At 32.8% G+C, this 11,835-nt stretch carries 10 protein-coding genes; 7 read left to right on the forward strand and 3 right to left on the reverse strand.

The window, feature by feature from the left end:
* The first annotated feature begins 108 nt into the window (after positions 1-108).
* Complete coding sequence (locus tag CHB80_RS10415; RefSeq protein ID WP_089371411.1) at positions 109-3,402, forward strand: VCBS repeat-containing protein; 3,294 nt, start codon at positions 109-111, stop codon at positions 3,400-3,402.
* A gap of 130 nt (positions 3,403-3,532) precedes the next feature.
* The gene (locus CHB80_RS10420; RefSeq protein ID WP_179218130.1) at positions 3,533-5,305 is read left to right on the forward strand and encodes an FG-GAP-like repeat-containing protein; all 1,773 of its coding nucleotides are present in this window, start codon (positions 3,533-3,535) and stop codon (positions 5,303-5,305) included.
* A 9-nt stretch (positions 5,306-5,314) separates the two neighbouring features.
* Here the strand turns inward: CHB80_RS10420 and CHB80_RS10425 are convergent, their stop codons facing one another.
* On the reverse strand, positions 5,315-5,959 hold the full coding sequence (locus tag CHB80_RS10425) for an alpha/beta hydrolase (RefSeq protein WP_089371413.1): 645 nt from the start codon (positions 5,957-5,959) through the stop codon (positions 5,315-5,317).
* Between the two features lie 56 nt (positions 5,960-6,015).
* Entirely contained in the window at positions 6,016-6,597 is a 582-nt protein-coding gene (locus tag CHB80_RS10430) for a GNAT family N-acetyltransferase (protein WP_089371414.1), read from the reverse strand.
* 32 nt (positions 6,598-6,629) lie between these two features.
* On the opposite strand from CHB80_RS10430, the gene CHB80_RS10435 reads away from it, so the two are divergent.
* The 5 genes from CHB80_RS10435 (at position 6,630) to CHB80_RS10455 (ending at position 11,305) form a co-directional block, all read left to right on the forward strand.
* Positions 6,630-7,052, forward strand: coding sequence for a PaaI family thioesterase (locus tag CHB80_RS10435; RefSeq protein ID WP_089371415.1), 423 nt, complete (start codon positions 6,630-6,632; stop codon positions 7,050-7,052).
* Entirely contained in the window at positions 7,052-8,173 is a 1,122-nt protein-coding gene (locus CHB80_RS10440) for a chorismate-binding protein (protein WP_089371416.1), read from the forward strand. The genes CHB80_RS10435 and CHB80_RS10440 overlap by 1 nt, the downstream gene beginning before the upstream one ends.
* Positions 8,174-8,221: 48 nt before the next feature.
* The gene (gene menD / locus CHB80_RS10445; protein ID WP_089371417.1) at positions 8,222-9,940 is read left to right on the forward strand and encodes a 2-succinyl-5-enolpyruvyl-6-hydroxy-3-cyclohexene-1-carboxylic-acid synthase; all 1,719 of its coding nucleotides are present in this window, start codon (positions 8,222-8,224) and stop codon (positions 9,938-9,940) included.
* Between the two features lie 80 nt (positions 9,941-10,020).
* Positions 10,021-10,362 (forward strand): DUF2853 family protein, encoded by a 342-nt coding sequence (locus tag CHB80_RS10450; protein ID WP_089371418.1) that lies wholly within the window; start codon positions 10,021-10,023, stop codon positions 10,360-10,362.
* A 109-nt stretch (positions 10,363-10,471) separates the two neighbouring features.
* On the forward strand, positions 10,472-11,305 hold the full coding sequence (locus CHB80_RS10455) for a CvfB family protein (protein WP_089371419.1): 834 nt from the start codon (positions 10,472-10,474) through the stop codon (positions 11,303-11,305).
* Positions 11,306-11,313: 8 nt separating this feature from the next.
* On the opposite strand, the gene CHB80_RS10460 is transcribed toward CHB80_RS10455, so the two are convergent.
* Complete coding sequence (locus tag CHB80_RS10460) at positions 11,314-11,739, reverse strand: hypothetical protein (protein WP_089371420.1); 426 nt, start codon at positions 11,737-11,739, stop codon at positions 11,314-11,316.
* Positions 11,740-11,835: the final 96 nt, after the last annotated feature.

An 11,835-nucleotide genomic window follows, 5' to 3' on the forward strand; every position in this document is an offset into this window, starting at 1 on the left:
TAGTACTACGTATTCTATCCTATGTTAAAAACAGAGTACTTTTATTATTATAAAATCGCTAGGATATTTAAAGATAATCCTTCACAATACAAAATAAATATCTTTCATATGAAATGTAAAAATGTAATTATTCTGTTATGTGGTCTGTTTCTGATAGTATCTTGTTCAGAAAACCAAAGTGCTGTCCTTAAGGATGGTACATATACAGATGGAGCAAAGACGTTATATACTAAAGTAGAAACAACTACGAGTAACATATCTTTTAAAAATATAATAAGAGAAGATTTAGGATATAACTTTTTAAACTACCCATATTTATATACTGGAGCGGGTGTCGCAGTAGGAGATGTAGATAATGATGGCTTAGATGATATTTATTTAACTGCAAATTTTGGACCTAATAAATTATATAAAAATAAAGGGAATTTTCAATTTGAAGATATTACAAGTCATGCGCAATTAACAGATGAAATGGGATTTACTACAGGGGCAACCATGTTGGATATTAATAATGATGGCTGGTTAGATATTTATGTGTCAAAAGCAGGTTCCCTTGACAATGATGATGCAAGAAGAAATAAACTCTATGTAAATCAAGGAAATGGAATCTTTAAAGAAGAAGCAAGCAAATGGGGAGTTGATGATCCTGGTTATAGCACGCAAGCCTATTCCTTAGATTATGATAATGATGGAGATCTAGATTTATATGTTTTAAATTATAGATATGATTTTAAGAATAATGTAGCAATCAGTGGAGCGATTCAAAGAGCCAAAGAAGAGATTACTAGTGATCAATTATATCGTAATGATGGAACTCACTTTATAAAAGTTACCCACCAAGCAGGGATTTATAATAAAACATGGGGCCTCTCTGGTGCTGTAGGAGATTTTAATAACGATGGTTGGGATGATATTTATGTGTCTAATGATTATTTAGAGCCTGATATGATGTACATCAATCAAAAGGATGGAACATTTAAGAATGAAGCGACTATAAGAGTAAATCATATTTCTTTTAATAGTATGGGATCAGATTATGCCGATTTAAATAATGATGGTTTTGAAGATCTTGTAACTGTTGATATGCTTGCCGAAAACTATGCAAGAAGTAAAGAGAATATGAAGTCTATGAGTACTGAAAATTTTAATACGCTAGTTCGTGTCGGCTATCATCATGCCTATATGGCTAATATGCTTCATTTTAATGAAGGAAATGGGAAATTTAAAGAAACAGGACAATTAAGTGGTGTTGTAAAAACAGATTGGAGTTGGGCTCCATTACTCGCCGATTTTGATAATGATGGCCTGAAAGATATTTTTGTGTCTAATGGTGTCTATAAAGATTATCATAATCAGGATTTTAGAAATCAGTTAGAGGCATTAGACCAAGAAGGAAAACCAGTGTCTTTACAATCAGTCTTAGATATGATGCCTTCTGAAAAGTTGGACAATTATATTTATAAGAATAATGGAGATCTTACATTCCAAAAAGTGATTAAAGAATGGGGATTAGAAGATCCAAATTTTTCAAACGGAGCGGCTTATGCCGATTTTGATAATGATGGGGATTTAGATCTTATCGTTAATAATATAAATGATGAGATAGGTCTTTATAGAAATAATGCCAATGTAAATGCAATCCAAATTATATTAGATGGACCAGCTACAAATAAGCAAGGAATAGGAGCTGAGGTATACGTGAAAAATGGTGAGCGTGTACAGCATCAAAAAAAATACATCACTAGAGGATTTCAATCTTCAGTGACCCCAACCTTGCATTTTGGTTTGGATGATTATACTATAGTAGATGAGATTGTAGTACAATGGCCAGATGGTAAAAAAACAACCTTGAATCAGGTAGATGCCAATAAAAAAATTACAATTGCATATGCAGGTGCGATTCTTGATGATGCTCCCTTAAAGCAATATGAGTCTATTACTGCAAAAAAAGATGCTTCCTCATTAGGACTTAATTACAAACACATTGAAAATAATTTTAACGACTACGATAAACAGTTGTTACTTCCTCAAAAACAATCAACAAAAGGTACTGGAATTGCCAAAGGAGATATTAATAATGACGGATTAGAAGACGTGTTTGTGGGAAATGCACTAGGAGCAGAAGCTGCTCTTTTTGTGCAAAATAATAATGGCACTTTCGTGAAAACAAACCAAGCCTTATGGCAAAAAGAAGCAAGGTATGAAGATGCTAATGCACTTTTTGTAGATATAGATGGAGATCAAGATCAAGATTTGTATGTAGTAAGTGCTGGGTATGAGTTATCAGAAAATAGTCCCTTATTACAAGACCGTTTGTATATTAATGACGGGAACGGAAACTTTAAAAAAAATTCGCAAGCCTTACCTACAATGCGTACTTCTGGTAAAAGTATTATTGCAGGTGATTATGACAATGATGGAGATCAAGATTTATTTGTAGGAGGAAATGTTATTCCAGGGAAATATCCTGTATCTCCAGAGTCATATCTTCTTAAAAATACCAATGGGAAATTTACAAAAGACGCAAATGCAAGTATTGCTTTGTCTGAAATAGGAATGGTGTCTGAAGCTATTTTTACAGATTATGACAATGATCAAGATTTAGATTTACTTGTTGCAGGAGAATGGATGCAACCTACATTCTTTACAAATAATAACGGCAATTTTGATAAAGACATAACCATAGATGGGTTAGAAAATACTGAAGGTTGGTGGTTTAGTGTTGTAGCAAACGATTTTGATAATGACGGAGATCAAGATTATGTACTTGGTAATATTGGGAAGAACAATAAATTTCACCCTAGTTCTAAAAAACCGATCACGATTTATGGAAAAGATTTTGATGATAATGGAAGCTTTGATGTAGCACTTAGTAAAATAGCAAATGGTAAAGTAGTTCCTGTACGAGGAAAAGAATGTAGTTCAGAACAAAACCCTTTTTTATTAGAGAAAATAGGGAGTTACAAAGAATTTGCAAATTTAGGAATCAAAGATATATATGGAGAAGATAGACTCAAAGGAGCATATGAATTAAAAGCTCATATATTTGAATCTGTTTATCTTCAAAATAATGGGAATGGGTATTTTGATGTAAAAGTACTACCTAACCAAGCTCAAGTTGGACCTACATTATCTATGCTAAGTAAAGATTTCAATAACGATGGATTTCTAGATATTATAGGAGTAGGTGCTATTTATGATGCAGAGGTAGAAACCATACGTTATGATAGTAACTATGGCTATGTATTATTAGGTGATGGAAAAGGAAATTTTAAACATACCAAAAAGTATGATCCTTTTATAGATAGAGATTCTAAGGACATTGAAACTGTTATAATAAATGGTAAAGAGCATTATATCGTTGTAAGTAATAATGCATCGCTTGATGTATTTACTTTCTAAAGAAAACAATAGTTAAGAACTAAAAAGGCTATCACCATTTGTGATAGCCTTTTTGATGTTATATAACGCAACCTTTTTTTATTTTAGAGACATAAAGGTGTATTCATTTATGAAATCAAAACATCTTTTTATGAGAACAACTACTACCTATCTATCGTATGTGCTTCTAGCTTTATTTGTATTAATTCCTTTGTCTAATAAAGCGCAAAGTGTTTTTATAAAAAGAGAATCAACACTCATTACGGGTGATGGTGCTATTTATGGAGATGATACTACCTATGGTGCTGGAATATCTTTTTATGATTTTGATAACGATGGTTGGGATGATATTACACTACCAGCATCAACCAATAAAGATTTTCAGTTTTTTAGAAATATAAATGGAATCTTTACTGCTATTGAATTACCTATTACGAGTAATGGTATCCCTGCAAAGCAAGCTATTTGGGTAGACTTTGATAATGATAATGACGCAGATTTTTTTGGAGTCAGTGAGGAAGGTGCTATTTGGTTTTATAGGAATGATGGAAATTTCAATTTTACGAATATTATAAATACTGCTGGTTTTACTGGAGTTGCACAAGAAGGATTATGGAGCTCTTCTTGGGGGGATTATGATAATGATGGCTTTTTAGATGTATTTCTTAGTATGATGAGCAGTACATTACCCAGTATGTTATTTCATAATAATGGAGATGGAACGTTTACTGATGTGAGTATGGAAGCAGGTCTAGAAACAGAAGGCTATAATACGTTTTGTGCTTCTTTTTTTGACTATGATAATGATGGGGATCTGGATATTTATTTAGCAAATAATTTTTGCCCCTGGGAAAATATTCTTTATAGTAATGATGGTGATGGATCATTCATAAATGTTAGTAATGAAGCGGGTGTAGCTTTAGAAATGCTAGCTATGTCTACAACCATTGATGACTATAATGATGATGGCTATTTAGATATTTTTGTTACTAATTGGAATGGAACCTGTGAAGGATATAATACGGTGCCAGGGAGTGCTTTTTTGACTAATAATGGGAATAATACTTTTAATGAAGTTTCGGTAGAAAAAGGAGTGAGTTTTCAAGGGGTAAGTTGGGGAGCTACTTTTTTAGATGCTGATAATGATGGGGATAAAGATTTATTTGTAGCATCTAATGGAACTCTTTCTAACAGTTCTCAAATCACTACATATTATGAACAAAATACAAATGGTTCTTATTCTATTCCTAGTGATACAGGCTTAGAAAATGATCAAGAATGGAGTTATGGTAATGCTATAGGAGATATTAATAATGACGGTTATCCAGATGTAATTGTTCTTAATGCAGTAAATGATCCTATTTATTTGTTACAAAATATAGTTGCTAATGATAATTCTTGGCTTAAGGTTAAATTACAAGGGACAGTGAGTAATACCATGGGAATTGGCGCCGTAATTAAAGTGACTGCAAATGGTGAGGAGCATTATAATTATACGCTTTGTGGAGAAGGATATATAAGCCAAAATAGTGGTACAGAGTTTTTTGGATTGGGAAGCGCTACAAATATTGATGCAGTAGAAGTGTATTGGCCAAGTGGTATTATTGATCGTGTTGAGAATATAACTATTAATCAGGCTATCGAGATAGAAGAAGGACAACATCCTTTAGCAATAGAAGAAGAATCTATTTCCCATATAAAAGCGTACCCTAATCCAGTAGATGATTATCTTAAAGTTTCTAATATGCAAGAATTTATAAATGGGAAGTATGAACTATTTGATAGTTCAGGAAGACTTATACACAAAGACATTATTAATACGATACATATAGATATTAATTTCTCATCATTTGAGTCTGGGTTATATTTTGTAAAATTTACTAATGGAAGTAGTCAATTTGTTCAAAAAGTTATAAAAAGTTAAGGTGCATTTTTAAAAATTAGAGTTTATAAACGTTTCATTCACTTCATGTATCCCATCAAAAACTTCCACTTGAAGTCTATCTCCAAAAAGTGCAGTTCCTTTTAATTGTTGTTCTGTTTTACGAGCCTCATTGATATATTCATCTTTATCTCCATAGAGATACGTAACCGTAGCAGTAGGAGAGAGGTATTCAAAATCTGATGGTATTAATTCATGTGGAATCGCACCAGAGTGTAACAAAAGATGTTTACAATCTATATTTCTACTACTAGCCCATCGTGTGACAATAGAAACTCCTTGAGAGTATCCCATAAGGATGAGGTTTACTGCTTGTCCTTCCCACTTTTTAGATTCAGCTTCCCAAACCGCATCTATATAATTGAGAATATTTTCTTTTTCTAGTGCTGTATTTTCTTTGGTGAGCCAGCTAGCACCTACATATTTAAAACGCTTGTCTTGGTAGTATTTGCTAGGTGCCTGGGGAGCAATTATATAATTCTCTTCTTTATCCAGACCTTCAAAATGTTTTATAAAATACTTGGTAAGATATCCCATGCCATGAAAAACCAACCAAACATTTTTGGTTGCGGCCGTAAAGGAGTTAAGTGTTGTGTACGTGTTTGTATGTGTGTATGAAATTTGATTTTCTGTCATTCTGTATACATTTTCGCGAAAGCGAATAAACCATTATAAATAGTATATATAAAGGCTTATTTTTTCTTAATATCTTTAAAAATAGTGTCTTTGATAGTAGGCCATTCCTCCCGTAAAATCCCATAACAAGCAGAACTACGCCTAAAATCTTCTTTTGTAATAATATTCTTGCGTAAGATGCCTTCCAGAACACCTCCTATTTTTTCGACAGCACGCCTAGAGCGTGTGTTACGTTCATCAATTCGGAATTCTACCTTTTCATAATATAGTTTTTCAAAGGCATAATGAAGCATTAAATATTTGATATGATGGTTTAAACCGCTTCCGCGAAAATCGTCTCCCAACCACGTCCATCCTATATGTAATACTTTGTTCTTTTTATCTACATTTCCAAAACGAGTACTGCCTGCAAAACGTTCAAGCTTTTTATCATATATAATAAAAGGTAACGCAAGTCCTTGTTCCTTTTTATCAAAGGCTTCCTTCATATATTTTTTTAATTTTTTGGGCGTAGAAATATCTGATGATCCAAATTGGTATAAATCTACTTCTTTAGAAAGAGGGAGCAAATCTCTATAATGAAAAGGTTCAAGAGGGAGTAATTTTGCACGCGTATTTTCTAAGGTCTTTGCTTTCATATATCGTATCTTCGTTGTATAAAAATACGGCAATGAATTTGACTAAAGAACAAATACTTGAAAGACTTGCTCAAAGTTGTAAAAACACGTTGATGGAAACACTAGAAATCAAGTATATTGATTTTGGTGAAGACTATCTTGTAGCACAAATGCCTGTTACTCCTAGAGTACATCAGCCAGATGGGGTATTACATGGCGGTGCTATGGTTGCACTGGCAGAAAGTGTAGGTAGTGCCGCAAGCTTTATGTTTTTAGATGGAGAAAATATGTATGTAAGAGGTATTGAAATTTCTGCAAATCATGTAAAAAGTAAGCGAGATGGGATGGTATATGCCAAGGCTACCTTTATTCATAAAGGGCGTACAACACAGGTATGGAATATAGATGTTGTAGATGAAAATGAGACCTTAATTTCTAAAGTAAAACTTACTACAATTGCATTACCTAAAAAATAATGACGGACGTTTCTTTTTTTGAACATATTACACAACAATTTGATGATGCGCTTCCTTTTGTAGCTTATAGAAAGCCTAATAGCAAACAATTACGAGCTTTCTATCAAGAAGAAAATAGCATACATTACAACAAAGATTTTACCGAAAGTGGTTTTGTATTTGCTCCTTTTGATAACACCCAAAAAAGTATCATTATTCCCGATACGCATAGCATAGATTGTAACTTTAGTACAGTTGGAGTCACGCATAATTTATCAGAAGTGATACTTCCAGATGAAGATACTCTTGAGAAGGAGAAGCATCTTGAATTAGTTCAAAAAGGAATATTAAAAATAAATGAAGGGGGTTTAAAGAAGGTTGTGCTTTCGCGAAAGCGTACTTTTCCAGATACCTTGACAAATCCTATTACAATTTTTAAAAAACTATTACAAAGATATACCACCGCTTTTGTCTATATATGGTATCACCCTAGTATTGGATTATGGTTAGGCGCTACTCCAGAAACTTTATTGGAAATAAAGAATAGAACTTTGTATACAATGTCTCTTGCAGGCACGCAACGATATACTCAGGATGATAAAATCATTTGGGGAGCAAAAGAAAAAGAAGAGCAGCAACTAGTAACAGATACAATCGTTACTCGATTACAGCCACTTACCAAGAATCTTTCGGTTGGAGCTGTAGAAAATCACAAAGCTGGTAACTTATTACATTTAAAGACTCCTATTTCTGCAACATTAGATGAGACAGAAGTATCTTTAAAAGAAGTGATCAATGCATTACATCCTACGCCTGCTGTATGCGGACTTCCCGTAGAAAAAGCAAAAGCGTTTATTATAGATCATGAAAACTATGACCGTTCTTATTATACAGGTTTTTTAGGTGAACTTAATTTAAAAAACGAAACTCATCGTTCTACATCTAGACGTAATGTAGAAAATCTAGCCTATAGAAGTGTCAAAAAAGGCACTCATCTTTTTGTGAATTTGCGTTGTATGGAACAAACGGTAAAAGGAATGCAAGTCTATATAGGAGGTGGTATTACGAGTGCTAGCATCCCGGAAGCAGAGTGGGAAGAAACTAGACACAAACTGGAAACCATGGGGAGTGTGTTGTTTTAACATATTATGTTGAATTATCACTAGAGAGTCGTATTTTTACAATACCAAATGAAGCACTCTAAAATACCAGTTGCACAATCTATTGTTAGTCTTTGCTTAAGTAAAGGAATAACACAAGTTGTGATCTCTCCAGGATCACGTAATGCTCCATTAACAATAGAGTTTACTAAAAATCCAGCTATAAAAGCATATAGCATTGTTGATGAGCGTTGTGCTGCTTTTTTCGGATTAGGGATTGCACAACAAATACAAAAACCTGTAGCTCTTGTATGTACTTCAGGAAGTGCATTACTTAACTATTATCCCGCAATAGCCGAAGCTTTTTATAGTGATATCCCATTAGTAGTAATAAGTGCAGATAGGCCTGTAGAGCGCATTGATATAGGCGATGGACAAACAATACGCCAAAAGAATGTGTTTGAAAATCACATTATGTATTCGGCAAATTTATACTCTGAAATTGTTCCTGTGGAGACAATTACTGACAAACACCTCAAACAGAAAATAGTAGAGAGTAGACGTCATAATGAACAAGAGATTAATAAAGCGCTCAATATGGCAATAGCGTATAATGGTCCCGTACATATTAATGTGCCTTTTTATGAGCCATTATATGAAATGGTTGCAGAAAAAACAGTAACTCCGATACAAGTAGCGCCACGACCAGTTGAGCAAGAAATCAACGAAGCAGCATTAGAACCTTTTGCAGATATTTGGAATAAAGCAGCGCGTAAAATAGTTTTAGTAGGCGTTAATCCACCTCATGTATTAGATCAAGAAATTATCAATTGGTTAGGAGCAGATCCTTCTGTAATTGTTTTTACAGAAACAACCTCAAATATTGAACATCCTGATTTTGTTACACGTATAGATAATATGATAGGATCTTTGGATGATGAAGGTTTTAAACAATTGCAACCAGATATTTTACTTACGTTTGGAGGGATGGTTATTTCAAAAAAGATAAAAGCCTTTTTACGAAATTATCAACCAAAACACCACTGGCATGTAGATGTTAAAAAAGCATACGACACTTATTTTTGTTTGAATAAACATTTTGAATTCTCTCCAAATACTTTTTTTTCGTGTATTATTCCCAAATTAAAACAAGGAGTTAGTGATTATAAAAAGCACTGGTTATCTATACGTACTAAGCGTAATAAATTACACATATCATATATAGAACAAATGCCATGGTGCGATTTTAAAGCATTTGATCATATACTTACAGCAATTCCTAATAACTCTATGTTGCAAATAGGAAATAGTAGTGCTGTACGTTATGCGCAATTATTTGATGTAAATAAGACCCTCTCTATATATTGTAACAGAGGTACAAGCGGCATAGATGGAAGCACTAGTACAGCTATTGGAGCTGCTGTAGCTACGCAACAACCTACTACATTTATCACAGGAGATTTGAGCTTCTTTTACGATAGTAATGCGTTATGGAATGATTATATCCCTAAAGATTTTAAAATTATAGTCATTAATAATAGTGGTGGAGGTATTTTTAGAATTCTACCTAATAGAGATAAAAACACTGATAATTTTGATGCATTTTTTGAGACAACACATCAATTAACGGCAAAAGAATTGTGTAAGATGTATGGATTTAACTACCTAACAGCTAATAATGAAGCAGAATGCCTTATAGCTAAAGATAAATTATATGCATTGAATGATCAACCTTCACTGCTGGAAATCTTTACACCGCGCAAAATCAACGATGAAGTGCTTTTAAATTACTTTAAACACATCAAATAAAAAAATATTCGTTAAGTATTAGAAAATATTTTATCTTTAAGAACAATAAATTTTTAAACCAAATAAGTAACTTTATCATTATGAGCAAAAGAGACGATCTCATCGCAAAATATGCAGATGACTTAAAAAACAAGTGTGGAATGACTCCTGACATGGATCTTCTTACAAAAGTAACTATCGGTTGTGGACCATCTATTTATAACGCTGATGCAGCAACTGTATCTGGAAGTGATGAGAGTGAACTCGCTACGGTAAAAAATAATTTTTTAGTAAAAAAATTAGGACTTAGTGACGGACCAGAATTAGATAGTGCTATTGCTAGTGTACTTGAAACTTACGGAAAATCTAACCGCAATAAATACCGTGCAGTTGTATATTACATGCTAACAAAGCATTTCAAAAAAGAATCAGCATATAATTAATATATAGGCTACTTAACTAACCAATCATTTAAACGCTTTAACTATAATACTTAGTTAAAGCGTTTTTTTGGTATAAGTAATTGTATTTTTGCAACTTTATATATAGCGTATGTTAGAAATTGGAAAATATCATAAAATGAGAATAGATAGAGAGACAGAACCAGGTCTCTTTTTATCTAATGAAGCTGGAGACGATGTGTTATTACCTAATAAATATGTCCCGTCTGAATATAAGATATGGGATGAATTAGATGTATACGTATATCTAGATCACGAAGAACGTCCAGTCGCAACAACCTTAAAACCATATATTGAATTAAATAGTTTTGGGTATTTGCGATGTACTACAGTTTCAAAAATAGGTGCTTTTTTAGATTGGGGGTTAGAAAAAGAACTCTTTGTTCCTTTTGCTCAACAGGCTAGACCTATGAAAGTTGGGAGCTGGTATATTGTATACATGTACCTAGATGAAAAAACAAATAGATTAGCAGCAACAAGTAAGACTATAAAGTATTTGTCTAATGAGGGAATAGAAGTTAAAAAGTACGACAAAGTAGATTTACTGATCTCTCATATTACAGACCGTGGAGCAAATGCTATTGTGAATTCTAAACATAAGGGACTTATTTATAAAGAAGATATTTTTGAAGATATACGAACAGGAGATCAATTAGAAGGCTGGGTAAAAAAAATTCGTCCTGATGGTAAAATTGATATAGTACTTCAGGAAGAAGGATATAAGAGTATAGAACCTAATGCACAGTATATTTATGAAGAATTAACTGCAAATGACGGGTTTTTACCATTACATGATAAATCCGACCCAGATGATATCCAATCACAATTAGGTCTTAGTAAAAAGAGTTTCAAAAAGGCAATAGGTACTTTATATAGAGATCGTAAAATTCTTATCAAAGAAGATGGTATCTATACCATAGCTTAAATAAAATACTAATTTCGAGCATTATTAGCCGCATAAACACCTGCACAATATGTAGAAAAAATATTACCTCCATTAGAAGGTTTATACGCTATATTTTTTACTGCAGTACCATTATCTCCAAATGCATATTGATTATTTTCACTTAATGGAGCTATAGTTATTACTGGGTTTTTAACATTAGTCGTTATAAAATTACTCCGTACTACATCATAGATAAATGATTGACTTGCATTATAGATTTCTTGTCTAGAACGAGTGTCAAACTTTTTAATTCTGGTAGGAATTTGTTCATTTTCAAGATCATATGAAAGTAAAGCTCTAGTTCTATTTGTAAGTGTTACAGCTTTAATTTCAAAACTAATGGTCTCAAAATCTAATCCCTGAGCAAAACCTGCTATTGGAAGAAAAAGCAATAAAAAAAGTATTTTTTTCATAGGATGTAGTTTTATTAGCAATCTAATAAATTACATCAAAAATCACACCATCTTTAACATGCTTTTGTAAAAGATAAAAGCAATGTATGGATTTCT

Origin of the sequence: Dokdonia pacifica, assembly GCF_900188275.1 — a bacterium.
GTDB classification, from domain to species: domain Bacteria; phylum Bacteroidota; class Bacteroidia; order Flavobacteriales; family Flavobacteriaceae; genus Dokdonia; species Dokdonia pacifica.

Coding starts and splice junctions, on each gene's coding strand:
- CHB80_RS10415 (WP_089371411.1), top strand. CDS start 109: ATGAAATGTAAAAATGTAATTATTCTGTTATGTGGTCTGTTTCTGATA.
- CHB80_RS10420 (WP_179218130.1), top strand. CDS start 3,533: ATGAGAACAACTACTACCTATCTATCGTATGTGCTTCTAGCTTTATTT.
- CHB80_RS10425 (WP_089371413.1), bottom strand. CDS start 5,959: ATGACAGAAAATCAAATTTCATACACACATACAAACACGTACACAACA.
- CHB80_RS10430 (WP_089371414.1), bottom strand. CDS start 6,597: ATGAAAGCAAAGACCTTAGAAAATACGCGTGCAAAATTACTCCCTCTT.
- CHB80_RS10435 (WP_089371415.1), top strand. CDS start 6,630: ATGAATTTGACTAAAGAACAAATACTTGAAAGACTTGCTCAAAGTTGT.
- CHB80_RS10440 (WP_089371416.1), top strand. CDS start 7,052: ATGACGGACGTTTCTTTTTTTGAACATATTACACAACAATTTGATGAT.
- menD (WP_089371417.1), top strand. CDS start 8,222: ATGAAGCACTCTAAAATACCAGTTGCACAATCTATTGTTAGTCTTTGC.
- CHB80_RS10450 (WP_089371418.1), top strand. CDS start 10,021: ATGAGCAAAAGAGACGATCTCATCGCAAAATATGCAGATGACTTAAAA.
- CHB80_RS10455 (WP_089371419.1), top strand. CDS start 10,472: ATGTTAGAAATTGGAAAATATCATAAAATGAGAATAGATAGAGAGACA.
- CHB80_RS10460 (WP_089371420.1), bottom strand. CDS start 11,739: ATGAAAAAAATACTTTTTTTATTGCTTTTTCTTCCAATAGCAGGTTTT.